The sequence below is a fragment of the Ottowia sp. VDI28 genome, from assembly GCF_049532675.1.
In the GTDB taxonomy this organism is placed as follows: domain Bacteria; phylum Pseudomonadota; class Gammaproteobacteria; order Burkholderiales; family Burkholderiaceae_C; genus Ottowia.
Genome location: NZ_CP149820.1, coordinates 4329269 through 4355033, shown reverse-complemented (window position 1 = coordinate 4355033; position 25765 = coordinate 4329269). Strand labels below are relative to the sequence as shown.

The 25765-nt window shown below is 62.0% G+C and carries 24 protein-coding genes and 2 pseudogenes; 19 read left to right on the top strand and 7 right to left on the bottom strand.

The window, feature by feature from the left end; all coding sequences use genetic code 11:
- Window positions 1-34 precede the first annotated feature (34 nt).
- Window positions 35-1129 (bottom strand): TRAP transporter substrate-binding protein, encoded by a 1095-nt coding sequence (locus tag WJU18_RS20735; protein ID WP_423455293.1) that lies wholly within the window; start codon window positions 1127-1129, stop codon window positions 35-37.
- A gap of 525 nt (window positions 1130-1654) precedes the next feature.
- On the opposite strand from WJU18_RS20735, the gene WJU18_RS20730 reads away from it, so the two are divergent.
- The 10 genes from WJU18_RS20730 (at window position 1655) to WJU18_RS20685 (ending at window position 11022) form a co-directional block, all read left to right on the top strand.
- Window positions 1655-1972 (top strand): non-heme iron oxygenase ferredoxin subunit, encoded by a 318-nt coding sequence (locus WJU18_RS20730; protein ID WP_423455291.1) that lies wholly within the window; start codon window positions 1655-1657, stop codon window positions 1970-1972.
- Window positions 1969-3231: an NAD(P)/FAD-dependent oxidoreductase gene (locus tag WJU18_RS20725; protein ID WP_423455289.1), complete on the top strand. Its 1263-nt coding sequence runs from the start codon at window positions 1969-1971 to the stop codon at window positions 3229-3231. Before WJU18_RS20730 ends, WJU18_RS20725 begins: the two co-directional genes overlap by 4 nt.
- 36 nt (window positions 3232-3267) lie before the next feature.
- On the top strand, window positions 3268-4578 hold the full coding sequence (locus WJU18_RS20720) for an aromatic ring-hydroxylating dioxygenase subunit alpha (RefSeq protein WP_423455287.1): 1311 nt from the start codon (window positions 3268-3270) through the stop codon (window positions 4576-4578).
- Entirely contained in the window at window positions 4575-5087 is a 513-nt protein-coding gene (locus WJU18_RS20715) for an aromatic-ring-hydroxylating dioxygenase subunit beta (protein WP_423455285.1), read from the top strand. The genes WJU18_RS20720 and WJU18_RS20715 overlap by 4 nt, the downstream gene beginning before the upstream one ends.
- A gap of 26 nt (window positions 5088-5113) precedes the next feature.
- The gene (locus tag WJU18_RS20710; protein ID WP_423455283.1) at window positions 5114-6076 is read left to right on the top strand and encodes an amidohydrolase family protein; all 963 of its coding nucleotides are present in this window, start codon (window positions 5114-5116) and stop codon (window positions 6074-6076) included.
- A 25-nt stretch (window positions 6077-6101) separates the two neighbouring features.
- Window positions 6102-6863 (top strand): maleate cis-trans isomerase family protein, encoded by a 762-nt coding sequence (locus WJU18_RS20705; protein ID WP_423455281.1) that lies wholly within the window; start codon window positions 6102-6104, stop codon window positions 6861-6863.
- A 12-nt stretch (window positions 6864-6875) separates the two neighbouring features.
- The gene (locus WJU18_RS20700; protein ID WP_423455279.1) at window positions 6876-7700 is read left to right on the top strand and encodes an alpha/beta fold hydrolase; all 825 of its coding nucleotides are present in this window, start codon (window positions 6876-6878) and stop codon (window positions 7698-7700) included.
- Window positions 7701-7738: 38 nt separating this feature from the next.
- Complete coding sequence (locus WJU18_RS20695; protein ID WP_423455277.1) at window positions 7739-8782, top strand: 2,5-dihydroxypyridine 5,6-dioxygenase; 1044 nt, start codon at window positions 7739-7741, stop codon at window positions 8780-8782.
- Entirely contained in the window at window positions 8779-9411 is a 633-nt protein-coding gene (locus tag WJU18_RS20690; RefSeq protein ID WP_423455275.1) for an N-carbamoylsarcosine amidohydrolase, read from the top strand. The genes WJU18_RS20695 and WJU18_RS20690 overlap by 4 nt, the downstream gene beginning before the upstream one ends.
- A gap of 462 nt (window positions 9412-9873) precedes the next feature.
- Window positions 9874-11022, top strand: coding sequence for an IS481 family transposase (locus WJU18_RS20685; RefSeq protein ID WP_423455273.1), 1149 nt, complete (start codon window positions 9874-9876; stop codon window positions 11020-11022).
- Between the two features lie 680 nt (window positions 11023-11702).
- Here WJU18_RS20685 and WJU18_RS20680 read toward each other — a convergent pair.
- Entirely contained in the window at window positions 11703-12407 is a 705-nt protein-coding gene (locus tag WJU18_RS20680; RefSeq protein ID WP_423455271.1) for an SDR family oxidoreductase, read from the bottom strand.
- A gap of 122 nt (window positions 12408-12529) precedes the next feature.
- Between WJU18_RS20680 and WJU18_RS20675 the strand changes: the two genes are divergently transcribed.
- Complete coding sequence (locus tag WJU18_RS20675) at window positions 12530-13432, top strand: LysR substrate-binding domain-containing protein (RefSeq protein WP_423455269.1); 903 nt, start codon at window positions 12530-12532, stop codon at window positions 13430-13432.
- A 388-nt stretch (window positions 13433-13820) separates the two neighbouring features.
- On the top strand, window positions 13821-14273 hold the full coding sequence (locus WJU18_RS20670; protein WP_423455267.1) for a universal stress protein: 453 nt from the start codon (window positions 13821-13823) through the stop codon (window positions 14271-14273).
- 40 nt (window positions 14274-14313) lie between these two features.
- Here WJU18_RS20670 and WJU18_RS20665 read toward each other — a convergent pair whose 3' ends face one another.
- Window positions 14314-15507, bottom strand: a complete 1194-nt coding sequence (locus WJU18_RS20665; RefSeq protein ID WP_423455265.1) for an MFS transporter — start codon at window positions 15505-15507, stop codon at window positions 14314-14316.
- A gap of 152 nt (window positions 15508-15659) precedes the next feature.
- Between WJU18_RS20665 and WJU18_RS20660 the strand changes: the two genes are divergently transcribed.
- On the top strand, window positions 15660-16559 hold the full coding sequence (locus WJU18_RS20660; protein WP_423455264.1) for a LysR substrate-binding domain-containing protein: 900 nt from the start codon (window positions 15660-15662) through the stop codon (window positions 16557-16559).
- A gap of 26 nt (window positions 16560-16585) precedes the next feature.
- On the opposite strand, the gene bktB is transcribed toward WJU18_RS20660, so the two are convergent.
- Window positions 16586-17770: a beta-ketothiolase BktB gene (gene bktB / locus WJU18_RS20655; protein ID WP_423455263.1), complete on the bottom strand. Its 1185-nt coding sequence runs from the start codon at window positions 17768-17770 to the stop codon at window positions 16586-16588.
- A 471-nt stretch (window positions 17771-18241) separates the two neighbouring features.
- On the opposite strand from bktB, the gene ppk2 reads away from it, so the two are divergent.
- Window positions 18242-19129, top strand: a complete 888-nt coding sequence (gene ppk2, locus WJU18_RS20650) for a polyphosphate kinase 2 (RefSeq protein ID WP_423461060.1) — start codon at window positions 18242-18244, stop codon at window positions 19127-19129.
- A 39-nt stretch (window positions 19130-19168) separates the two neighbouring features.
- Here the strand turns inward: ppk2 and WJU18_RS20645 are convergent, their stop codons facing one another.
- Window positions 19169-19954, bottom strand: a complete 786-nt coding sequence (locus tag WJU18_RS20645; RefSeq protein WP_423455262.1) for a glycosyltransferase family 2 protein — start codon at window positions 19952-19954, stop codon at window positions 19169-19171.
- Here WJU18_RS20645 and WJU18_RS20640 point away from each other — a divergent pair.
- A complete protein-coding gene (locus WJU18_RS20640) occupies window positions 19842-20207 on the top strand; it encodes a dTDP-4-dehydrorhamnose 3,5-epimerase family protein (RefSeq protein WP_423455261.1) in 366 nt (121 codons plus the stop codon). The genes WJU18_RS20645 and WJU18_RS20640 overlap by 113 nt on opposite strands.
- Window positions 20102-20554 (top strand): dTDP-4-dehydrorhamnose 3,5-epimerase family protein, encoded by a 453-nt coding sequence (locus WJU18_RS20635; protein WP_423461059.1) that lies wholly within the window; start codon window positions 20102-20104, stop codon window positions 20552-20554. The genes WJU18_RS20640 and WJU18_RS20635 overlap by 106 nt, the downstream gene beginning before the upstream one ends.
- 22 nt (window positions 20555-20576) lie before the next feature.
- On the opposite strand, the pseudogene WJU18_RS20630 reads toward WJU18_RS20635, so the two are convergent.
- Together WJU18_RS20630 and WJU18_RS20625 are read right to left on the bottom strand one after the other, a co-directional pair.
- A pseudogene (locus tag WJU18_RS20630) lies at window positions 20577-21346 on the bottom strand (SDR family NAD(P)-dependent oxidoreductase).
- A gap of 82 nt (window positions 21347-21428) precedes the next feature.
- Window positions 21429-22016 carry a BPSL1445 family SYLF domain-containing lipoprotein gene (locus tag WJU18_RS20625; protein ID WP_423455259.1) on the bottom strand — a complete coding sequence of 196 codons (588 nt, stop codon included), beginning with the start codon at window positions 22014-22016 and terminating at the stop codon, window positions 21429-21431.
- A gap of 152 nt (window positions 22017-22168) precedes the next feature.
- On the opposite strand from WJU18_RS20625, the gene WJU18_RS20620 reads away from it, so the two are divergent.
- The 3 genes and pseudogenes from WJU18_RS20620 (at window position 22169) to rraA (ending at window position 25658) form a co-directional block, all read left to right on the top strand.
- Entirely contained in the window at window positions 22169-23083 is a 915-nt protein-coding gene (locus WJU18_RS20620) for a LysR family transcriptional regulator (RefSeq protein ID WP_423455257.1), read from the top strand.
- Window positions 23084-23177: 94 nt separating this feature from the next.
- Window positions 23178-25174: pseudogene (locus tag WJU18_RS20615) on the top strand (aconitase family protein).
- Entirely contained in the window at window positions 25155-25658 is a 504-nt protein-coding gene (gene rraA, locus WJU18_RS20610; RefSeq protein WP_423455256.1) for a ribonuclease E activity regulator RraA, read from the top strand. The pseudogene WJU18_RS20615 and the gene rraA overlap by 20 nt, the downstream one beginning before the upstream one ends.
- Window positions 25659-25765: the final 107 nt, after the last annotated feature.

Here is a 25765-nt window from a genome sequence, read left to right as displayed (position 1 = left end):
ACCACGCGAAGCGGGGAAGCGTGGGGGCCATTTCCTAGCGACGAGAGACGGCGTTGAAGGTGTAGCCGTCGAGCGCGGCTTCAGCGACGCGGAACCATTCCACCTGCTCGCGCTGGAAGGCTTGCCACTGCGGGAAGATCGCCTTGAAATCAGGGTTGCTGGCGGACAACTCTTTCCACAGCTCCTGGGAAGCCTTGTAGGAAGCATCCATCACGTCGCGCGGGAAATAGGCCAGCTTGGCGCCGCCGGCGACCAACTGCTTGAGCGCGGCGGGGTTGGTAGCGTCGTAGTGCGCCAGCATGGCCAATGTTTGCTCGTTGCAGGCGACTTCGAAGATGGTCTTGAACTCGGCGGGAAGCGCAGCCCAGGCCTTCTCGTTGACCATCGTGGTGATCGAGGCGCTGCCTTCGAACCAGCCGGGTGAGTAGTAGTAGGGGGCGACCTTGTTCAGGCCCAGTTTCAGGTCATCGAAGGGGCCGATCCATTCGGCGGCATCGATGGCGCCTTTTTCCAGCGAGGAGTAGATGTCGCCTGGGGGAATTTGCTGAGGCAGGGCACCCAGCTTGGAGAGCACCATGCCGCCGATGCCGCCGATGCGCATCTTCAAACCCTTCAGATCCGCCACGGATTTGATTTCCTTGCGGAACCAGCCACCCATCTGCACGCCCACGTTGCCGCTGACGAAGTTGACGATGCCGTATTGCTTGTACAGCTTGCGCAGGAGCGCCATGCCGCCGCCGTGCATCACCCAGGCGTTGTGCTGGCGGGCGTTCAGGCCAAAAGACAGGCCTGTGTCGAACGCCACCGCGCTGTTCTTGCCAAGATGGAACGTGGCCAGCACGTGGTTGCATTCCACCGTGCCATTGCTCACGGCATCCATGTTCTGCGCGGGCGGAACGATCTCGCCGCCGGTGAACGGGCGAATCTCGAAACGCCCGCCCGAGAGCTCGCCAACACGCTTGCACAGCCGCTCCGCCGAGCCATACATGTTGTCCAGGCTCTTGGGCCAGGAGGTAGACATCCTCCAGCGCACGGTGGGTTGCTGGGCGTGAGCGGCCGGTGACGCGATCATCGCCGCGCCAACGCCACCCACGGTTGCTGCTTTTCCTAGAAAACCACGACGCTGCATGTTCCTTCTCCTGAATTGCATGTATGAAAGATGACCAACCGGCATCAATAGGCGATAAGCAATTTGAATGCCAAGCAGCCGGTGCTGACGAAAATCATGCTGGTGCTATGCATAAAATGTCAGTGCACTGAACTATAGAGGAGCAGCGGTCTGCTGTCAGTACCGAATGCCTAGGGTTTTTCCTAGTGTCTGAAGCCTGGCGCGAAATTTTTTTGAGCTGGCCGAGGCGGAGGCTGATTCCTGGTCTCGTTCCGTGTCCTTAGAGCGAGTTTTGCCTCTGTTTAGTGCGATGAGATGCACCCTTTTGGGTGGAGTGCGATGAGTTGGTGCGCGCTTCGCGGAGAGGCTTGGGATGTTCGGTCAGTGCTCAGGCTGATCGGGTCCTGAGAATGTGCCGAATCCCTTGTTCAGCCCACTTGTCGGATTGAGATTTCGGTCTTAATATATTGGTGTACTGAGCAATTTTGAAGGGGTAGAGGATGATGGAATCCTCGCTCCTGGATGATTTCGGGATAGGTGGGAAAGATGAACTGGATTCGTATTGCATCGGCCGGCGATCTCGCTGACGATGAGGTGAAGAGCGTCAATGTGCAGGGCTTGCGCGTGGCCCTGTATCGGATCGATGGCGAGTTCTTTGCCACGGACGATCGCTGCACGCACGCGGAAGCGCTGATGTCGGAGGGCTATGTGGAAGACGGGTGCATCGAGTGTCCGCTGCATCAGGCACGCTTTGATATCCGTACGGGCAAGGTGCAGTGCGCTCCTGCCACGCAGGATCTGCGCACGCACGAGATCCGGCGCGAGGCGGATGACATCTACATGGCTGTGCCGGCGGACGCATGAACGAGAAGGGCGCACCGATCGTCATCGTGGGCGCAGGCCAGGCGGCTGCCCGCGCGGCACAATCCTTGCGTACCCAAGGGTATGCGGGAAACATCACCATGATTGGGGCCGAGCTTCATGCGCCGTATGAACGTCCGCCTTTGTCGAAGGCTGTGCTGTGCGACGACACCGAGCCCACGCTTGAGGTGTTGACGGCGACGCAGTTCACGGAGTGCAACGTGCAGTTCATGCCGGGTGTCCGCGTCCTGCGGCTGGATGCCGAGGCCAGGCTGTTGCATCTGGACGATGGCCGCCAGTTGAGCTACGGCCGCTGTCTGCTCGCGACAGGCGGCAAGGTCCGTGAACTGCCCGATCTGCCTCAGGGCGCTCCGCGCGTGCATTACATGCGCAGCCTGGACGATGCCCGGATGCTGCGCGGTGTGCTCACCGGAGGGATTCATCTTGCGGTCATTGGCGGCGGATTCCTGGGGCTTGAAGTGGCTGCCTCTGCATTGCGCCGCGGGGCGCGGGTCACCGTCATCGAGAGCGCTCCTGTTCTTTTGGGGCGCTTCCTTCCGCAAGAGGTGTCTAGCTGGCTGTCGGAAGCCTTGCGCGGCGAGGGCGCCAGGATCGAGCTGGGGCAAGCCTTGCGTGCGGCCCGCACGGATGCCCATGGGGTCGAGATTGAGCTTGGCAGCGGCGAGATCATCCGCGCGGATCAGGTGCTGGTGGCCATTGGGCTTTTGCCGGAGGTGGCGCTGGCGCAAGACGCGGGTCTGGCTATGGACGAAAAGAACGGAGGCATCCTGGTGAACACCGCGTGCCAGAGCTCCCATCCTGACATCTTTGCCGCCGGCGACTGCGCCAGCCAGTTCAACGCGCATCTTGATCGGCCCATGCGCATCGAATCGTGGCAGAACGCCAATGCGCAGGCCGAAACGGCCGCCGCGGGCTTGCTGGGGCTCCCTTCGGCCAAACAGGCCTTTCCGTGGTTCTGGACTGACCAGGGGAAGCACAACATCCAGATGCTCGGTCTGGGCGCCCCGGACCTGGCCTATGTGCGCCGCGGCCATCTGAACGAGGCCAAGGCGGTGTGGATAGGCCATCGCGAGGGTGTTCCTGTGCACGGAATCGCACTGAACGCGGGAGGCGATCTGCGCGCGCTCAGGCCCCTGTTCGAAACGCGCAAGGCATTCGACACCGCTGATTTCGAAACAAGCCCTCTTCCATTGCGTGCCTGGGTGAAGTCCGCCATGGCATTGCAATCCACTGAGACCTGAACCCAGAGACTCTCTCAAGACTGCAAGGAAAACTTCATGTATCAATCCCAAACCGTGATCGGGTTAACGGATGCAGCCAAGAATCCGCCGCTGGAGGCTTGTGTCTGGCCCGCTGATGCGCTCAACACCATTCCTGACTGGGTCTATACCAGCCAACAGGTGTACGACCAGGAAATGGAGAAGATCTTTCGTGGCGACACCTGGAACTTCGTGGCCCTGGAGGCGGAGATTCCGAACGTGGGCGATTTCAAACGCTCCTACGTGGGTGCCACGCCTGTCGTGGTCTCGCGTGCGGAAGACGGCAGCATCGCGGTGTTCGAGAACCGGTGCGCGCACCGCGGCGCGGAGTTCTGCCGTCACAACCAAGGCAACGCCAAGGAGTTCGTCTGCCCGTACCACCAGTGGTCCTACGATCTCAAGGGCAACCTGCAGGGCGTGCCTTTCAAGCGGGGCGTCAACAAGATGGGCGGCATGCCCAAGGACTTCAAGAATGCGGACCACGGCACGCGGCAGTTGCGTGTGACCGCGCGCAACGGGGTCATCTTCGCCTCTTACTCCGACAAGGTGGAATCCCTTGAGGAGTACCTGACACCGGAGATTCTCAAGGAGTTCGACACGACCTTCACGGGCAGGAAACTCAAGGTGCTGGGCTACTACCGCAATGAGTTGCCGAGCAACTGGAAGATGTACCACGAGAACCTGAAGGATCCGTACCATGCGACGCTGCTGCACTCCTTCCTGGTCGTGTTCGGCTTGATGGTCGCGGGCAACAAGTCAATGATGTTCGCGGACAACCAGCATGGCCGCCACGGCATCATGGGGTCGGCCAAGTCCGAGGAAAAATACGCCACGGTCAGCGAGGAGAACAAGAAGGAGATGCGCTCCTTCCATGACGGGCTTCGCCTGCGCGACGAGCGTTTCCTGGATTTCGTACGCGAGTTCGATTCACCCTGGTCCGTCACCATGACGACGATCTGGCCGAACCTGATCATCCAGCGCGAGATGAATACCTTGGGGGTGCGCCAGATCATTCCCAATGGACCGAACAGCCAGATCATGCAATGGACCATGTTCGGCTACGAGGACGACACCCCGGAGATGCAGCGCCATCGCCTGCGCCAGGGCAACCTGATGGGCCCCTCGGGCTTCCTGGGCCTGGAAGACAACGAAGCCATGAAGTTCGTGCAGGAAGGCGTTCGCCGCTCCAGTACCGGCATCAACCACATCCGCCTCGATCCAGGCCGTGTCGGTACCTCCGAAACGCTGATCTCTGAGGCCGCCATCCGGTCCATGTATGTCTACTACCGCGAAGTCATGGGGTTTCGGGTGGAAGGAGAAGCCCAATGAACGACTACGCCTATCGCCCCTGCACACTGCCGCTGGCGCGCGTCAGTGCCTTGCGTGAAGAGATCACGGCCTTCAACACCGAGTATTGCGCCACGCTCGACCGGGGCGACGTTGAGTCCTGGCCGGCGTTCTTCACGGAGGATGCGCTCTATCGCGTCACCTCGCGCGAGAACGCCGATCTGGGCTTGCCGGTCGGGCTGGTGTATTGCGAAGGGCGCGCCATGATGATGGACCGCGCGGTGGCGGTGGCGCGCACGCAGATGTTCGCCCCACGCTACACCATGCATCTGCTCGGCGCCACGCGCGTCGAAGCCGAAAGCAGCGACGGCATCGTGGCACAGACTCCCTTCCTGCTCGTGCAGACCTTGGTCGAGGGGCCTTCCACCTTGCATCTGGCCGCGTGCTACCACGATCGCTTCACGCATGTGGACGGGCGGTTGTTCCTGGCGGAGCGCCAGGTCATTCACGACACCAACATCCTCGCCAACGACCTGGTCTATCCGGCTTAAGTCGTCGCTCACCTGGAAGCATTGCCTTGAAAACTACACCCAAGATCGCGTTCGAAGAGCATTTCTCGACGCCCGTGTTCGCCGAGTACGCGAAGACTTTCACTCAGCACATGAGCGCCGAAGCGCGCCGTGAACTCCTGGACCGGCTGGAGGATTTCGATGGCGGGCGTGTGGCCGACATGGACCGCCATAACGTGGAGTACGTGATCCTCTCGCAGAGTGGCCCGGGCATGCAGGCAGAACCTGATGTCCGGCTGGCCCAGCGCCTGGCGGCTGAGAACAACGATCTGCTGGCCGAGCGGATCGCACCCCACCGTGAACGCTTCGGCGGCTTCGCGCACCTCTCGATGCACGATCCGGCGCAAGCGCTGCGCGAGCTCGAGCGGGCTGTAGGCCAATTGGGCTTCAAGGGGGCGCTGATCAACGGCCACACCTGCGGCCGCTATTACGACGACCGGGCGTACGATGAGTTCTGGGCGGGTGTCGAGGCGCTCGATGTGCCGGTCTATCTGCACCCCATTGGCTTCAGCGAGATGCCGGCGCTGCTGCGGGACATGCCGGTGCTGCAGGGGGCCTCGTTCGGCTGGGGGGTGGAAACCGGCGGCCATGCGCTGCGCCTGCTGTTTGGCGGCGTGTTCGACCGGTTTCCGAATCTGAAGATCGTGCTGGGCCACATGGGTGAATTCCTCCCCTTCATGCGTTGGCGGCTGGACAGCCGGTTCGAGGCCTATCCGCACGGCGTTACATTGAAGAAGATGCCTTCGGCGTATTTCCAGTCGAATATTTTCATCACGACTTCAGGCGTCTGCTCGGCACCGACCTTGCTCGGCGCGATCGGCGAAATGGGGGCGGAGAACGTGCTCTTCTCGATCGACTATCCCTACGAATCCACGGAAGCCGCGTGCGAATTCATCGAGAAAACGCCGATGGACGAGGCCACGCGCCAGCTCGTGTGCAGCGGGAACGCGCGCCGCCTGTTCAAACTATAAAGACTAAGCCAAAGGGCATCCAATCATGATCAAGAATTTCCGAATCGGGCAGATTGTTCCCAGCTCGAACACCACGATGGAGACCGAGATTCCGGCCATGCTGACGGCACGCCAGCAGATCCGGCCCGCCGACCGCTTCACCTTCCACTCCAGCCGCATGCGCATGAAGAAGGTGGTCAAGGAAGAACTCGCGGCCATGGATGCCGAATCCGACCGCTGCGCCATCGAACTCAGCGACGCGCGTGTCGATGTGCTGGGCTATGCCTGCCTGGTGGCCATCATGGCCATGGGGCCGGGCTATCACCGCGTGTCGCAGAAGCGCTTGCACGAACGCACCGAGGAAAACTGCGGCACGGCACCAGTCATTACCAGCGCGGGCGCCCTGGTCGATGCGCTCAAGATCATGAAAGCCAAGAAGATCGCCGTCGTCGCACCCTACATGAAACCGCTGACGGAACTGGTGGTGGACTATATCCGGCGAGAGGGCCACGAGGTGGTGGACTACCGCGCGCTGGAGATTCCCGACAATCTGGAGGTGGGCCGCCACGATCCGGCCCGGCTGCCGGAGATCGTGCGCTCGCTGAACTATGCGGATGCGGATGCGATCGTGCTTTCCGCCTGTGTGCAGATGCCCTCGCTGCCTGCCATTGCCAAGGTGGAGGCCATGACGGGCAAGCCGGTGGTGACCGCCTCGGTGGCCACCACCTACATGATGCTCAAGGCGCTGCAGCTGGAGCCCGTGGTTCCCGGTGCCGGCGCGCTTCTTTCCGGCGCTTACGCGGATTGAAGGAGGGACGCCATGACCACCACATTTGTGCACGGCCTCAATCTCGCGGCCAACGGTATCCGGCAGCACGTATTGCGCTATGGCGGGGCAGGGGGTGAGCGTGCGCAGCGCGACGCCGTCGTGCTCGTGCCGGGGATCACCAGCCCGGCCATCACCTGGGGCTTCGTGGGTGAAAGACTGGGCCGCCACTTCGACACCTATGTGCTGGACGTGCGCGGGCGTGGGCTTTCCTCGGCCTCCGACCAACTGGATTACTCGCTCGACGCGCAGATCGCCGATGCCGTGGCCCTGGTGAAGGCGCTGGGCCTTGAGCGCTATGCGCTTGTGGGCCATTCGATGGGAGGGCGCATCGTGGCCGGCGCGGCAGCGGCCGCGCCGCAGGGCCTGACGCGGGTCGTCATGATCGACCCGCCGGTTTCAGGCCCGGGAAGGCGGCCTTACCCGGCCAACTACGCCTGGTATGCGGACTCCATCGCCGCGGCGACCCTGGGGTGCAACCGGGAAACCATGCGGGGCTTTTGCCCTACCTGGACCGATGAGCAGCTTGATCTGCGCGCCGAATGGCTCCATACCTGCGATCTTCGTGCCATCAAGACCTCGTTCGATGGTTTCCATACCGACGATTTCCACCGGTTCCTGCCCGGCATCCGCGTGCCTGCGCTGCTCATGACGGCCGAGCGCGGCGATGTCGTGAAGCCTGAGGACGTGGCGGAAATCGAAGGCATGGTGCCTGGCGTGCTGCACCACCGGGTGCCCGGCGCCGGACACATGATCCCCTGGGACAACGAAGAAGGTTTCTACGCCGCGTTCGGCGATTTTCTCGGCGTTCGTGTTTGAGTATCTGTTTGAGTGCCCGTTTGATCTAGGAGAGCGACATGCCCGTGAGCGATCATCAATTGACCCAGGCGTGGGCAGAAGTGCTGCGCCTGTCGAAAGTGCAACCCGGCCAGAGCGTGACCATCCTGACGGGGGCCGCGACCCATCCGCAGACGCTCCGCGCTGCCACGATGGCGGCGCAAGCCGCGGGAGCGGTCGTGAGCCGTGTGGACTTGCCTCCCGTCAACGCGCACCGTTCGTTGAGCCGGGATCCTCTTGCCTACCTGGGCGAAACCCCGCTCACGGGCAACCCCGCAGCCATTGCGGCGTTGAAGGCCAGTGACCTCGTGCTCGACCTGATGACGCTGCTGTTCTCGCCCGAGCAGATCGATATCCTGGAATCCGGTACGAAGATCCTGCTGGCGGTGGAGCCGCCGGAAGTGCTGGTGCGCACTGTGCCCACCGAGGCCGACCGTGCCCGGGTGCTCGCGGCATCGGAGAAACTTCGCAAGGCGCGCCAGATGAGGGTGGTTTCCGACGCTGGTACGGATGTCACTTTCGATCTTGGCGAGTTTCCGACGATCAGTGAATATGGATTCGTCGACGAGCCCGGCCGCTGGGATCATTGGCCGAGCGGGTTCCTGTTCACGTTCGCGAACGAGGGCGGCAGCCATGGCACGATTGTGGTTGATACCGGCGACATCCTCCTGCCGCAGAAGAGCTACACCACGGCCCCCGTTCGCATCACGGTTGAAAAGGGTTACGCCACCGCCATCGAAGGCGGGATAGACGCCCAGTTGCTCAGCGAGTACATGTCCACGTTCAAGGACCCTGAGGCCTATGCGATGTCGCACATCGGCTGGGGCCTGCAGCCGCGCTGCCATTGGTCCACGCTCGCCCTGTACGACAAGGAGCAGACGCTGGCCATGGACGCGCGCGCATTCGAGGGCAATTTCCTGTTCTCTCTGGGCCCCAACAACGAGGCGGGCGGCCAGCGCACCACGGCCTGCCATATCGATATTCCGTTGCGGAACTGCACTGTCAGCCTGGATGGCGAAGTGGTGGTTCTTAAAGGCAAGGTTGTTGAAGGAGCAGGGCAATGAGCAGCAAGGATCGAGATACCGAGGTCTATGGACGCCAGGGGTTTGGCGCTGTCATGGAGGCTCGCCCGCCCTATGGTCTGTTGATCGTCGATTTCGTGAATGGATTCGCGGATCCGGCGCAGTTTGGCGGTGGCAATATTCCGGCGGCCATCGAACGCACGCGTGGCTTGCTGGCTGCCGCGCGCGAGCGCGGCTGGCCCGTGGCGCATAGCCGCATCGTCTATCAGGACGACGACGCGGACGGCAACATTTTCTCGCTCAAGGTGCCGAACCTGCTGGGCCTCAAGGAAGACCTGGCGTCGAGTCAGGTGGTGGATGTGCTGGCACCCGTGCCTGGTGAACTGGTGGTGCGCAAGACAGTGCCTTCGGCTTTCTTCGGCACCAACCTGAGCCCGTGGCTGGCGCAGCGTGGCGTACAGACCTTGCTGGTGGCGGGCGCGGTCACGAGCGGGTGCGTGCGGGCCAGCGTGGTTGATGCCATGTCATGGGGGTTCAGGCCGTTGGTGGTGACGGACTGTGTGGGTGACAGGGCGCTGGAGCCGCATGAGGCTAACCTGTTTGACATGCAGCAGAAATATGCCATTTTGATGGAGAGGGATCAGGCGTTGGCTGTTACCCAATTGGGGTGAGTTGGGGGTGTTTGCGGGGTATGCGGTGGTTGATTGATACGCTGCTTTTTTAGATGACCTTCTGTTGTTGACCTACGGTCGGAGGCCGGGATATGCCCCCGGCAGTGCAGTATCTTTCTTTTGCGTCGCTACCGGATCGCCGGCCGAAAGAAAGACACCAAAGAAAAGGCGACCCCACTTGCCGCCCTGGCCGGTCGCGTCCCTTCGCTTCGCTGCGGGCAACCTGCGGTGCTCACGCATGGGGCGGTGCCGTCGAACTCGCTATGTTCACTACGTTCACGCCGCTCAAACAACGCCGGCAAGCTAGAGCACGAAGCAGGAGCATCTTGCAGTGCTCCCGCCCGCCCCATGCGCTGCGCTCCTCGGCACGGCTGTATGGACCGGAGACATGGTGGACACCTGTTCGGGGACATGGTGAACAGATCAAGCTTAGGTATCGAACAGCCTTATAGGAGGTCACCGATGCCTTGGCAGGAAAGCTCAGCCATGTCCCTACGCGAAGAATTTGTAGCGCTCGCCCAGCACGAACAATCCAATATCCGAGCACTGTGCTTGCGCTTTGGCATTAGCCCCACTACAGGCTACAAATGGCTTGAGCGTGCTCGCCAGCTTCAGCCCTTGAGCGATCGAAGCCGCAGGCCTAAGCATTCACCCAATCAATGCCCGCTTGAGTTCGAGCAGCAAGTCTGTCAGTTACGCCAGGAGCACCCCGCCTGGGGCGCACGCAAGCTCACGCACAGATTGATGAACTTAGGAGTCAAAGTGCCTGCAGTGAGCACCGTGCATGCGATCTTGTGTCGCCATGGTTTGATTTTGGGTCAGGCCAGTGAGGCAGCCACGCCCTGGAGGCGCTTTGAGCACCCTGAGCCCAACGATCTGTGGCAGATGGATTTCAAAGGCCACGTAGCCATGCTGCGCGGACGCTGCCACCCACTGACGATTCTTGATGACCACTCCCGGTATGCCGTGTGTCTGCAGGCGTGCGGCGATGAGCAGGAAGCCACCGTGGTGCAGCGTCTTGAGATGGTGATGCGTCGCTATGGTGTGCCCGCTCGAATGACCATGGACAACGGCAGCCCATGGGGTGGCTACGATGGCTGTCACTACACCAGCCTGGATCTGTGGCTGATGCGTCAGGGGATTCGAGTGGGCCACTCACGGCCCTACCATCCTCAAACGCAAGGCAAAGATGAGCGCTTTCACCGCACACTCAAGGCGGAGCTGCTGCAGGGGTTGCCTCTTGCCAACCTGAGCGAAGCCCAGCACGCCTTTGACCGCTGGCGCCAGGTGTACAACCAACAACGCCCTCACCAGGCGCTGGACATGCAAGTGCCGATCGTGCGATACCGGACCAGTCCCAGGCCGTACTGCGAGCGGCCCGCAGAGCCTGAATACGCCAGCGCCGAGCAGGTGCGCCAGGTGCAAAAGCAAGGCGCCATCTCTTGGAAAAACCGCCTCTGGAAGGTCGGCAAGGCCTTCAAAGGCCAGCAGGTGGCCGTGCGCGCCGATCCCACTGAAGATGGATGCTATGACGTGTTCTGGAGCACCCTTCGAATTGCTCGCATTGATCTGCGCGATCAGTCTATACAGGCCGGCAGAGTCATTGTTTAATATCCAAAAAACCGTTCACCATGTCCCCGAACAGGTGTCCACCATGTCCCCGGTCCATACACACGGCCAGAGGGGCGGGGAGCCTGAGTCGGGCCATTGCTGCGCTCGGCCCGCGAATCAGCAGGCTCCGCTGTCTTACTCCTTCCCCCGCTGGGGGAAGGCAGGGATGGGGGCTTTCACGGCGGTTGATCCGAATGGGCTTTTGTTGTGCAGATACTGCAGTGAAAGCCCCCACAGGATGGCCTGCCCCCAATCCTCCCCCAGAGAGGGAGGGAGCAAGACCATCGAGCGGGGCGCGGTCTGACTATTCGGTGGCCGAGCGCAGCGATGGCCCGAGCCACGGGCCCCCTCTGCCCGCGCTGAGAAGCGCAGGACAAGGGGCGGGCAAGGGCACTGCAAGATGCCCTTGCTTTGTGCTCTAGCTTGCTGCAGCTGTTTGAGCGGCGTGAACGTAGTGAACAAAGCGAGTTCTGCAGCACCGCCCCTTGACCGAGCATCGCAGGCTGCCCGGAGCGCAGCGCAGGGACGCGGGCAGTGGGGTCGCCTTTCTTCTGCCTACTCTTCTTTGGCGACGCAAAGAAGAGTAGGTGCACCGCCGGGGGCAATCCCGGCCTCCGACCTCAATTCAAACAACAGAAGGCTATTAAAAAAGCAGCAGTAGAGGCGAGACCCAAGACAAGTCACACCGCACGAGTAATCCCCCCATCCACCCGAATATTCTGCCCAGTGATATACCCCGCCCCATCCGACAACAAAAAAGCCACCGTCGCAGCGATTTCCTCAGCCTTCCCATACCGTCCCATAGGCACGCTGCCACGCCGCTCGTCGGTAGCAGGCAAGCTGTCGATCCAACCTGGCAAGACGTTGTTCATGCGGACATTCTTCGCCGCATAGGTATCGGCAAAAATCTTGGTGAAGCTGGCCAGCCCGGCGCGGAAGACGGCCGAGGTTGGGAACATCTCGGAAGGCTCGAAGGCCCAGGCGGTGGAGATGTTGACAATGGTGCCACCGCCTTGTGCCGCCATGATCGGAGCTACCAACCGGGTAGGCCGCACGGCGCCGAGGAAGTAAACCTCCATGCCCTTGTGCCAATCCTCGTCGCTGATGTCGAGGACAGGCCCGCGCGGGCCATGGCCAGCCGAATTGACGAGGGCATCGATACGGCCCCACCGCTCCATCGCCAGATCAACGAGCCGCCGCACGTCGTCATTCGACTGGTTGGAGCCCGTCACGCCCACGCCGCCGAACTCCTTGGCCAGTGCTTCGCCTTTGCCCGACGAGGAAAGCACGGCAATGCGATAACCGTCATGGGCCAGTTTGCGGGCGGCCGCCGCACCCATGCCAGAACCACCCGCGGTGATAAGCGCTACTTTTTCTACAGTCATAAAAATCTCCAATAGCTTGATAGTCAGACCAATTATGTGGGTTCGGTGGAAAATTCTCACGTCATGAATTAATGCGATAGAGTGTAGAAAAACTATGGTCTTAGCCTGTGGCGTCCGCAATCATGATTTCATCCCGCCGAAAGCTGCCCCCGTTGAATGCCTTGCGCGCCTTTGAGGTTTCCGGCCGCAGGCTGAGTTTTCGCGCCGCGGCCGATGAGTTGGGCGTGACGCAAGGGGCCGTTGCGCAGCAGGTGCGCGCCTTGGAATCGCATCTGGGCATGGCCTTGTTTCAGCGGCTCGCGCGTGGGTTGGCCTTGACACCACCGGGCGCGGCCTATCTTGCAGAGGTGACCCGTGCCTTCGATACCCTGGCGGAATCAACAGGCCGGCTCCTGGCGCAGCCAGACATGGTGACGATCAGCGTGACGCCCACGGTGGCCTCCAAGCTGTTGATTCCGCGCCTGGCCGAATTGCATACGGCCTTGCCCGGTGTGGAGTTGCGCACCGTGGCCACCGAGGCGCTATCGGATTTCGACCGCCATCAGGTGGATATTGCCGTGCGGCTGACCCGCATGCCGTTTCCGTCCGACCTGGAGGCGCGGTTGCTCTTTCGCCAGGAACTGATCGCCGTGGCAAGCCCGCACCTGGTAGGCGGATTGAAGCTTCCCTTGAGTGTTGAGCAGTTGCGGGCGCTTCCGCTTTTGCATGATGCCCACGACCATTGGCCGAGGTTCCTGCAGTCCGACAGCAAGCTGCCGGGGGCGGTGTTCAATCAGACGGCGCTGGCATTGGATGCCGCCCTCGCTGGCCAGGGCATGGCTCTGGCATGCCTGCCTTTCGTCGCCGCGGATCTGGAGGCTGGGCGGTTGGTGCGGGTGACGGATACGGCCGCCGCCATGGAAACCGATTACTTTCTCGTGCGCAAACGGTCTCCCGTTCCGAGAAAGGCTGCGAGCCAAGTATGGGATTGGTGCGCGAAAAGCCTGGCATGTCCGCAGGGGACGCTAGGGTGTGTCATCAATTAATTCCCCCACGCGTTGCCAAACCAGGGGGCGCCAGGCTAGGCGAGCGCCGTGTACTGGTGTACACAAGCGAGCCACAACAACGCATGGCGCCCCCTGGCTTGGCAATCCTACGGGCTGGCTCGCCCTGCGGCGTCTGCTTTGTCGGCAGTCTTGACCGTAGATCACTACGGCCTGCGCCTACCTTCGCGTATCCATCCCCGGGGCGAGCCAGCGCGTGGGGGAATTAATTGATGACACACCCTCATCCCGCGTGCCGAAGATTTACTTGATCCGGTGAGTGTTTGAGCGTAAGAACGTGTCCATGTTCTAAGAATTGATCTGTATCAAGCAAACGGCCGGCTAGAGGAACACAATAGGTCATCTCATCAGTCAGTGAAAGGAGCACATCATGTTCAAGCACATTCTGGTTCCAGTGGACGGCTCGACCACTGCATTGGCCGCTGTGGACAAGGCCATTGGCCTGGCCAAGGCATTCGACAGCGCCGTCACCATCATCTACGTGATTGATCCCTATCCTTTTACCGGTGTGGGGGCTGATTTTGCGTATGGGCAGGATCAATACCTGACCGCTGCCACTGCGGAGGCCAACACCGCCATCAAGACCGCGAGCGAACGCATGGCCGCGCAAGGCGTTCAGGCTGAGTCGCGCGTGGTCGAATCACATGCCATCTGGCGGGGCGTTCTGGAGGCTTCCGATGCCGCTGGCGCGGATCTGATCGTGATGGGCTCGCATGGCCGCCGCGGGCTGGAGAAGCTGGTGCTCGGCAGCGTGACGCAAAGCGTGCTCTCGCACTCCAAGATCACCACGCTGGTGGTGCGCAACTGTGAAGTGAAGGTTTAAGCGATCGTAGATACGTTCCAGGCGCACGCTTGAGCGAAGATTACGTGCGCTGGCGTCTGGCTTTGAGCTGAAGAAGGGTGGCGGCGGCCGAGAAGCCGATGCCCAAGGCACTGACCGCCACCCACCCGCCATTGCTCCAGGCCAGCATGGACGTGGCGGAACCAAGCGCGCCACCCAGGAACATCGCCCCCATCAGCACCGTGTTGAGGCGAGCGCGAGCAACAGGGCGCAGCGAGAACACGATGTGCTGGTTCGAGACCAGCGCACCCTGCATGCCGAAGTCGAGCAGGATGACGCCGACCATCATGCCGATCACCGTCCCCCAAGCGCCGAGCGTGATCCAGCCCGCGAGGGTCACGGCGGTGCCCAGCACTACCGCGCCTGCCGGCCCGCGCTTGTCGGCGAAACGTCCGGCGATCGGGGCCGCGAGAATACCTACCGTGCCGAGCAGGCCGAACAGGCCGGCGATGTCCGCGCCCATGCCGAAGGCCGGCTCTTCGAGGCGGAATGCCAGCACGGTCCAGAACACCGAGAAGGCCGCGAACAGCGCAGCTTGTGTCAATGCAGCCAGGCGCAATGCCGGAAATTCAGCCCACAGAGCTCCGATGGAACGCAGCAATTGACCATACGCCATCTTTTCTTCCGGCGCGCTGCGTGGCAGGAGTACGCCCATGAGCGCGGCGGCCGCGAGGGCAATCGGCACGGCCAGCCAGAACATCTCCCGCCATCCGGCGTGGGCGGCGACGAATCCCGCGAGCGTGCGGCTCAGCAGGATGCCTGTGAGCAAACCCGCCATGACCGTGCCGACCGTGGCGCCGCGGCGCGCGGGTGAGGCCAGATGCGCGGCGAAGGGCACGATTTGCTGTGCCACCGTGGACAGCAGACCGATGACCAGCGAGGCCAGCAGTAGGAACAGCGCGTTCGGCGCGATGGCTGCAAAGCAGAGCACCACCGATAGCAGCGCGAACTGCGCAACGATCAGGCGGCGGCGTTCGACGAGATCGCCAAGCGGAACCAGCGTGAACAACCCCAGCGCATACCCGAGTTGGGTTGCCGTCGGGATCGCCCCGGAAAGCTTGCCTGGCAGATCCTGCTGGATGATTGCCAGCATGGGTTGGCTGTAGTAAATGTTCGCCACCCCGATGCCCGCGGCGCCGGCCATGGCGAAAGTCGAGGCAAGGCCGAGGCGGGTTCCGGAATTCGCGCTATTGGTGGCGGCGTGCTGGTCTGACATGTCGAAAATCTCCTGGATATATGGCCTTCACGCTGGCGCGGGAGGCAAGAGGGCTGGATGCGTGAATGTTGGGGATGACCAGAAGATACGGGTTAATCTAAAAAAGATATAGTGTATGAAAATGATATTCGACTATATCAATATTTGATGTAATGGATTTTGATGCTCTGACGCTGCTGGTCGAAACAACCTCCGCGGGGAGCTTGGCGGCGGCGGCGCGCCGGCTTAGGCTTTCCCCCATGAAGGCCACGCGGCTGATTTCCGCGCTGGAGGAGGAGTTGGGCGTGCGGCTGCTGTACCGCACGACCCGGTCGCTTTCCCTCACCGATGATGGCCTCTCCTTTCTGCCGCACGCGAAGACGCTGCTCGAAGAGAGGGCGGCGGCCTTGGCGAGCGTCCGAGGCGGAGAGGCTCAGCCCGCGGGCTTGTTGCGGGTGAGCGCTTCGCTGGCATTCGGGCGTCAGGTCGTCGCGCCCATGATCGTCCGCTTCATGCGGACCTGGCCCGCCATGCAGGTCGATCTGAAGCTGACTGATACGGTGATCGACATCGTGGCCGAGGGCATGGATGTCGCCATCCGGATTGCCGAACTGCCGGACAGCAACCTGATCGCGCGGCGCATTGCCGACAACCCGCGGATTCTCGTGGCATCGCCAGCTTATGCCGACCAGTACAGCTTACCGGTGTCACTGGCGGATCTTCAGTGTCATGAATGCCTGACCAGCAGCGCTGCGATGCATTGGGCCTTTCGTACAGCGCAGGAAAGCCGCATGATCAGAGTGGGCGGGCGCTTCACGGCCAACTCGATCGATGCGCTGCACGAAGCCTGCCTTGGCGGGCTTGGCATTGCTTGCCTGTCCCGCTGGGACGTGGAAGCTGATCTCGCGCGCGGTGCGCTGCGCGAGATCGCATTGAGCGACGCTGCCCTTGAACCGCTCACGATCTGGGCGGTGTATGCCAGCCGCCATCTGGTGCCCGCGAAGGTGCGTTTTTTTATCGACGCTCTGGCCGAGCGGCTGTCGCCGAATGCGCCAGCCGCCACGGAACCGTAGCCGTAGCCAAAATGGCCTGAGCCGATTTACATGCGCTCGAAGATCGCGGCAATACCCTGGCCGCCGCCGATGCACATGGTCACCAGCGCATACTTGCCCTGAGTGCGCTGCAGCTCATAAAGCGCTTTCACGGTGATCAGCGCGCCGGTGGCGCCAATCGGGTGGCCGAGGGAGATGCCTGAACCGTTGGGGTTGACCTTGGCCGGATCTGCGCCCAAGCCCTTGGTCACGGCGCAAGCCTGGGCGGCGAAGGCCTCGTTGGCCTCGATGACGTCCATCTGGTCGATCTTCATGCCCAGCTTCTTGAGCAGCATCTGCGTGGCCGGCACGGGGCCGATGCCCATGGTCTTGGGCTCCACGCCAGCGTGCGCATAGCCGACCAGGCGGGCAAGGGGCTTGGCGCCACGCGCCTTGGCAGCACCTGCTTCCATCAGCAGCACAGCGGCAGCGGCATCATTGATGCCGCTGGCATTGGCGGCGGTCACCGTGCCGTTTTCCTTCAGGAATACGGGCTTCATTTTCTGGAAGTCTTCCAGCTTGGCGCCAGCGCGGAAATGCTCGTCTTTCTCGAAGGCGACTTCACCCTTGCGGGTCTTGAGCATGACGGGCACGATCTGGCCGGCGAAACGGTTCTCGGCCCAGGCCTGCTCGGCGCGGCGGTGGCTTTCCAGCGCCAGGGCATCCTGAGCTTCACGGCTGATCTGGTGTTCGACAGCCACGTTTTCGGCCGTGACACCCATGTGGATGTTGTGGAAAGGGTCGTGCAGGGCGCCCATCATCATGTCCACCAGCTTGGTGTCGCCCATGCGGGCGCCAAAGCGGTTCGAGAGGCTGGCATAGGGCGCGCGGCTCATGACTTCGGCGCCGCCGCCAATGGCCACGTCGTAATCGCCCAGCAAAATGCCCTGGCTGGCCGAAACGATGGCCTGCAGGCCCGAGCCGCACAGGCGGTTCACGTTCATGGCCGGGGTTTCCTTGGGGCAGCCGCCATTGATGGCCGCCATACGCGAGAGATACATGTCGCGCGGCTCGGTATTGACGACGTGGCCGAACACCACATGGCCGACGTCCTTGCCCTCAACCTGGGCCCGCTCCAGAGCGCTCTTGACCACCAGGGCGCCGAGATCGACCGTGGGGGTGTCCTTGAGCGCGCCACCGAACGTACCGATGGCAGTGCGCACACCACTGACAATAACGACTTCACGGGTCATATGAATCTCCTTTTATCCGGGGAAATGTGGATGGTTAAGAAAACAGGCGTGCCCCGGCGGCGCCGAGGCGGACAAACGCATCAGTATGACAGCATCCAAACGGGCGAGTCTTTGTGACAGTCACGAGGTTGACATAAACGAAAGGTAGTCTAGGGTGTGTCATCAATTAAAACCCCCACGCGCTGGCTCGCCCTGGGGATGGATACGCGAAGGCAGGCGCAGGCCGTAGTGATCTACGGTCAAGACTGCCGACAAAGTAGACGCCGCAGGGCGAGCCAGCCCGTAGGGTTGCCAAGCTATGGGGCGCCATGCGTTGTTGTGGCTCGCTTGTGTACACGAGTACACGGCGCTCTCCACGCCTAGCCTGGCGCCCCATAGCTTGGCAACGCGTGGGGGTTTTAATTGATGACACACCCTAACAACCCTCGTGTCTGTGATCTGGGGAGATCAATCTTGAGTGAAGACGAACTGATGCGAAGCCTGCGCCATGAATTGGTGGACGGGTATGACGAAGAGCTCGAAATGGAGCTCGAAGACCGCAATGCCGATGAAATCTCCGGCATCACGGTCGACTCGATGGACTACAAGGAAAACCGCCGCCGGTATTTCCGCGAGTTGTTCCGCCTGCAGGGCGAACTGGTCAAGCTGCAGGACTGGGTGGTGAGCTCCGGCCACAAGATGGTGATCATCTTCGAAGGGCGCGACTCGGCGGGCAAGGGGGGCGTGATCAAGCGCATCACGCAGCGGCTCAATCCGCGTGTCGCACGTGTGGCCGCGCTGCCGGCACCGAGCGACCGTGAGCGCACGCAGTGGTATTTCCAGCGCTACGTATCGCACTTGCCGGCCGCGGGTGAAATGGTGCTGTTTGACCGTAGCTGGTACAACCGTGCCGGAGTGGAGCACGTGATGGGCTTCTGCACGGATGGCGAGTATGAGGAATTCTTCCGCTCGGTGCCGGAATTCGAGCGCATGCTGGCGCGATCGGGCATCCAGCTCATCAAGTACTGGTTTTCCATCTCCGATGAGCAACAGGAGCTGCGCTTTCTGAGCCGTATCCACGATCCGCTCAAGCAATGGAAGCTCAGCCCCATGGACCTGGAGAGCCGCCGCCAATGGGAAGCTTACACGCAGGCCAAGGAGGTGATGCTGGAGCGCACCCATATTCCCGAGGCCCCTTGGTGGATCGTGCCGGCGGACGACAAGAAGAAGGCGCGGCTCAACTGCATTTCCCATTTGCTCAGCAAGGTGAGCTACGGGGAAGTCGAGCGTCCGTCGATCACGTTGCCGCCCCGCGTACGCCATGAGGACTACGTGAGGCACCCGGTGCCCAACGAGATCATCATTCCGCAGGTCTATTGATCTTAGGCGCATGGACGGCTCGGCGCCGGCCTATCCGCGTCAGATGCGGCCAAGGTAGGCGGCCAGTTCCTGATCGCGCGCCTTGATGGCCATTTGCAGCAGTTGCAGCACCAGCGCCTGCCGCTGCACCGGATCAACGATGCGTTCCTGCCACGCCTGCAGCTCGCTCATCCGGGCCTGGGGCGGCCAGTCCTTGCGTGGGGGACTGGGAAAGGTGATGGCTGTAGGCAACACGCCACTGGCGCAGCGGCATTCGGGGCGGAACAAGAACTTGCGGAACATGTGCCAATCGGTGGGCAGGCCGTGGGGCGTGTCGCTCCACCCCTCGGGCAGGCTCCGGTAGAAGCTCAAGGTGTGTCCGGCGCAGGAGAGCGGCACCCGGTTGCCGCGCCGGAGCACCTGGCTGCGATAGGCCGGGTGCGCCAGGTCCAGAGGGAAGAACAGGACTTGCCCGTCTCGCACATGCAGGGGGAGCGAGTGCGCGAAGTCGGCGCCTTGCAGCAGGGCGAGCAGTTGCGCCACATGGTCGGGCAGCCAGAGGTCGCGGTCGCATAGATAGCACACGATCTCGCCTTGGGCGTGTGCCAGCGCGGCATCCCGGTAGCGTTCACCCCGGCCGGAACTCTTGGGATGATCGAAAAAGCGCACTTGAGGTTCGCGCGCCGCCAGTTCATGAAGAAAAGGCTTGTGGGCCTCAGGCACGCCATCACCGATGATGAAAACCTCTACCGGTACGCTCTGGCGCAGCGCGCTGTCCACGGCCAGACTGATCAGCGGGCCATGGTCAAAAGTGGGGATCACCACAGTGGCCCGGATGTTTGTCATAAAATGTATCTTACTCTCTGGCCGCTCTGTTTCTCTGTCTAGTTCAATGCCCGTGCACCGCACCGCCATCGAAGGCTTGTTGGTTCTGACCTGGGACACGGTGAACGATGAGCGGGGGTACTTCAAGCACACTTACCAGCATGGCGAATTGGCACAAGCCCTAGGCCGCGAGCCGCGGCTTCGGCAAGGCAACCATTCCCGTTCACGAACGAGGGTGCTGAGGGGTTTCACATCGAGCCCTGGGACAAGCTGATCTATGTGCCTCGTGGCCTGGCCACCTGCGTGGTGGCCGACGTGCGGCCCATGAGCGCTACGTTCGGCCACACCGTGCGCTTCCTGCTGGGCGACAGCCCGGGCCGGCTGGACAGGGTGTTCATCCATCGCGGCTTGGCCAACGCCTTCTATTGCCACACGGAAACTGATTATCTGAATGACGTATCGGAGGAGTATGACCCCTCGGGCCGGGGAGGCGTGGCGTGGAACGACCCGCACTTGAATGTGCCTTGGCCTGACGCGGATCCTGTTCTGTCAGAGGCCGACAGGTGCCAACCTACCCTGAAGGCGTTATTCCCTCAACATCCGTTGATGGCGCGAGGGTAATGGGATCGTTCTGAGAACGTGTTCAAGCATCCCGCACATCGGCCACGGGCTCCGCGCCGAAATCCGGCCGCTGCAGCCAGGCCAGCACACGCCGCGCGGCCTCTTCGGGGAGCTGAGCTGGCCCGCGCTCTTCAGGCGTTCGAAGTTGCCGCGGTCAGGGAAGGCTTCGGCGTTCGCACCGCGCAACTGGCGTTGCATGTCGGTATCTATCACGCCGGGCGCCAGAGAGCATACCTTGGCGCCATTGGCATCCTGGGCCTCGTCCAGTGCCAGGCAGCGGGTGAAATGGTCCATGCCGGCCTTGGCGGCGCAGTAGCCCGCTTGCGAGGCCATGGCGCGCCGGCCGAGGCCTGAGGAGATGTTCAAAACCTTGCGTGGGACATGCCACCCGCGGGTGGCACGCAGGAAGGCCGCGCTGAGCTGCATGGGGGCTTCGAGCCCGACACGCAGGGCGAAGGCCAGATCCTTGGCATCGGCCTCTCGCAGCGGCCCGATGGTGGGAATGACGCCGGCGTTGTTGATCAAGCTGGCACTGGCGAAATGGTTCGGGCCGTAGGCCGCCAGCCACTCCTCCAGCCGGGCGCTGACTGCCGCGCCTTCTGTCAGATCCGCCGACCATTGGGTCAATTGCGCGCCTGCGGCGTCAGCCCGGGTGGGCAGTGCCTCGGAGATTCCCCGGGAGATGCACAGCAGGGCATGACCCGGTTCCAGCAACTGCTCGGCCATGGCCAAGCCCATGCCGCGCGAGGCGCCCGTGAGAATGAAGAGGTGGGGAGCGGAGGATGAGGACATGTGGCCATCTTAGTCCGTTCCCTGTCCTCCGTCATTCTCGCCGGAACTATGCAGGAACGCTGATCAGAACGTGTTTACGCTCTCAGAGCGAGATCTTCGTGACCTTCGCGCCCTGCACCGATACGCCGACTTCCAGGCCGACATTGGTGAGCACAAAGCTGACCACCGGTTGCCGGATGGTTTGCGTATCCACGGAGCCATTGGCGCCGACGGTTCCCATGGTGACGGTGGCATCCGCACCGGCGCTCCAGCCATTGCTGTTGCGGAACTTGTTCAAAGCCTCGGTGGAGTTGAATATGTAGATGATGGCTTTCGATTGGCCGCCAGCCTGAAAGCCGATGGAGCCCGCGGTGGTGCTGTAGTAATCCACCGAGCGTCCGCCGACCCGCAGCGCGCCGCGGCCGTACTCGGCCCCCACCACGAAGCTGCCGCCCACGACCGAGGGAAACACCAGCACCCCAGGTGCGCGCTGCACCATTTCGCGCGAACCGGGTACGGTGTTGTACAGGCGCGAAAGCGTGGCATCGACTTGCGATTCCATGGAGGTACGGTTTGCCCCGGGCGCCGCCTGGGAATCGGCGGGTGTGGTGGTGCAGCCCACCATGGCAACGCTGCCCATGGCAATGGCGGCAGCCAGGCAAACGGAGCGGAACGGAGTGTGAGTCTTCATGTTGGGAACTCCTGAAAGTTTGAAATTCAATTGTGAAGCACGGAAGCCGCGCTGAATGTCAGGAAAATTCGCAAACCACTCACAACTCCCGATCCTGTGTCTTGCCCCCGCATGTGACCAACGTCTGCCTATGCCGCCACTATGATGCCGGAATGAGCACTGGCATTGCCTCGGGAACACCTCGCCTCGACGTCTATACCCTCCGTCTTTTCGTCGCGGTGGCGGAGGCGGGCTCCATCGCTCGGGCTGCGGAGCGGGAGAATATTGCCGCGTCGGCTCTCAGCCGGCGCTTGTCTGATCTCGAGCATGCTCTCAAGGCCACCTTGCTGATCAGGTCGGCGCGGGGTATTGAGCTGACTGAAGCGGGCAAGTACGTCCTTGAGCGCGGCCGGCAGATCGAGCAGGACTTGGCGCGATTGGTGGAGGACGTGAGGTCGATCAGCGGCGCCGTGACGGGCACTGTCCGCCTGTATGCCAATCCCTCCGCGGTGATCGGCTATCTACCCGAGCGCTTGCGGCAGTTCAGTGATCTGTACCCCGGGGTTTCCATTGAGTTGAGCGAGCACCGGACCAAGGACGTCGTACGTGCCTGCCTCGACGACCGGGCTGACGTTGGTGTCGGAGTCGCGACAGAAGTTGCCAGAGGTCTGGATGCCTGGCGGTTCGTCTCCGACCCGCTGATTGTCTTGTTGCCGGCGAATCATGCCTTGGCAGCCGAGACGAAGATCCATTTCCGGAAGGCTTTGGAGTGTGGCCTCGTAGGGGTTCAGCGCGGCGGCGCACTGGATCAGGTCATTACCGAGGCGGCGGAGGCAGCGCGGATGCCATTTCACCCCAAGGTGAGCGTCGATGGCTTTGACGCCGCCTGCCGTATGGTGGATGCCGGGCTGGGTGTGGCCATTGTTCCGGAAAGTGCGGCTGCTGCCTTTGCGGGGGCTGCACAGTTCGTTCGCAGGCCGCTGGACGAGCCATGGGCTGACAGGGAGCTATGGGTCTATGCTTTGCAGAAACTGCCCCGCCCCAAGGCTGTGGAAGCTTTGATCGCGGTGCTTCTTCATTCGGCCTGAGAAAGGCTGCGCGCCCCAGCACATCGCTACAGGCGATGCCCGGTGTGCCAAGGCAGCAACGCCGGAGAGCCGAGCTGGAGGATAGAGTCTGGAAATGGATTCCATTTCCTTGAAAGGCCGTGTTCTCTTTCTGAGCCGTTCGCTCGGCATCATGAAGCGTCAGCTACAGGGCGAAAGTTTGACCATGGCAGACGTGGGCAAGTTGGCGGACGATGTTTCCACCGATGAGATTACGCCCGTTCCCGTTTTGTCTCGCTTTGATGACAGCCTGGGCCGATACCCGTATACAGGGTTCCTCGCGGGCGGCGAATTGCCTGTCGCACCGTCCTCGATCCGCGAAGGCGGGTTCTCCGTCGTGGTGGGCGGCAAGCGCTATGGCAAGGGATCCTCGCGGGAGCATAGCCCTTCGGCGGAGAAATTGGCGGGCGTCCGGTTGGTGATTGCCGAGAGCTTCGAACGTATCTATCGGCAAAATGCCGACAACATCGGCTTGCTGACTTCCACCGATCTGGGTCTGGTCCCGCGAATCCAGCGAGGAGAGGATATTTCGGCCGATGAGGTCCTCGAAGGCCGGGACGGCTTGGCTGCGGCCATCCTGCGGGCGGGCGGGCTGCTTCGATTCGGACAACAGTTCTTGCGCGACGCCACATTTTCCACGAAGCCTCCCGCAGGCCCGTCGACGCTGTTCGAGAAAATCATTGCGCGGCATACCCTTCAAACAAAAGTAACCGGCACGGAGTTGCTTCCAGGGCAGGGCGCATTCGTGCGAGCGGATAGACGCTTCATTCATGAGTACTACACCGGCATGGCCGCGCATATGCTGCACGCCACATTCGGAAAAACATTGGCGTTGAATGATCCCGGGAGCATCGTCGTGTTCGAGGATCACACCTCCTACGTAGAGCAGAGTCCGGCGCATCTCAAGGCAGGGTTGGTGCCCAGCGTGATGGCGATGGTTCGCGCGCAGCGGGAGTTCGCGCAGGACTACGCGTTGCGCATGCACCGGACGCTGACTGAACGTGAAGCGCGGGAAGACGACGGAAGCAATGTTGCCGGAATTTCCCACGCCATGATCACGGAACATTACGCGTTGCCTGGTCAGGTCGTCGCCGGCACCGATTCGCATACGCCGCATAGTGGAGCGCTCGGCTGCGTGGCTTTTGGCATCGGAACCACGGATATGGCCAATGCCTTTGTCACAGGCGCTGTCCGTGTCACTGTTCCCGCCGTCTTGCGGATTCAGCTCAATGGCGTTCTGGCGCCAGGAGTTACCGCCAAGGATGTGATCTTGCATCTGCTGGCCTTGCCGGAGATCCGTGGTGGCGAGGGTGTCGGGAAAGTCTTTGAGTTCGGGGGCGAAGCCGTGCGCCGGTTCAGCACGGACGAGCGCGCGACGTTGACCAACATGACCGCCGAACTCGGTGGCTTTACAGGCATCGTGGAGCCTGATGCGGAGACGGTTCGTTTCCTGAAGGAGCGCCGCAACGTCGAATTTCAACTGGAACCCTGGATGCGCAGCGATGAAGGAGCGCGCTATTTCAGCACCATCACGGTGGATTGCAGTATCTTGAGCCCCATGGTGGCGCGCCCGGGGGATCCTGGCAATAGCGTGGCCCTGGGCGGGTTACCTGAGCCAGTTGCCATCGATATGGCCTATGGCGGGTCTTGCACGGCAGGAAAGCGTGAGGATTTCGACTACTACCATGAAGTTCTGGCTTGGGCGGTCCGAAACGGATGGCGGGTCGCGCCGGATGTGAAGCTGTACCTTCAGTTTGGTACCACGGCTGTACGCGATTACTGTGTGGCCCAGGGATACATGGAGGTATTCCATCAGGTTGGTGCTGAGATTTTGCAGCCTTCCTGCGGCGCCTGTGCGAATTGCGGACCAGGTTCGTCACTCGATCCAGCGCAGGTCACGGTCAGCGCGATAAACCGGAATTTCCCAGGGCGATCAGGACCTGGCAAGGTCTGGCTCGCCAGCCCCCCACGGTGGCCGCCAGCGCCATCGCGGGGCGGCTCATCTCATTCAGCGAACTTCAAGCGCTTTCCGTGAACTCACCACGAATCCACCATGGTTGGCAAGACAACTGATCTTTGCGATGCCTGCGAAGGGGCTCGCGCGGCAAACCTCTACTTCCGCGGCTTCGGCCTCAGAAGGGCTTTTGCGGGGGCTATCCGAACGGTCCTCTATCGAGATGGTTTCAGTTTGGTGAGGGATGCCGTCCATCAATCGGGGCATGGAAAAGTCCTGGTCATCGACGGCGCTGGTCAGGCCACGGGAGCGCTCTTTGGCGACGTGATGGCAGGTATTGCCGCACGCAACGGGTGGGCCGGCGTGGTGGTGAACGGTGCGATCAGAGATACGGCCGAGATCGACACGATGGACATTGGTGTGAAGGCGTTGGGCACGCTGCCCAATCGCGCAAGCCTCCGCAACCCGGGCGAGATGGATCTGGAAGTGAGTTTCGGTGGTGTCGCCTTTCCTCCCGGTGCCTGGCTGGTCGCAGATGAGGATGGGGTCGTGGTGTTGCCGCCAGGGTTGACAGCGCTGACATCGATATCAGCCAGGCGCTGAAGGCCACGGCCCTTTACGCTGCAGGGGCTGCCTAGAACGTGAGCACGCTCGGGGTACGCTGATCAATTCCGTTTGCCTTGAGCGAGTATTGACCGCCCCGAGGGCGG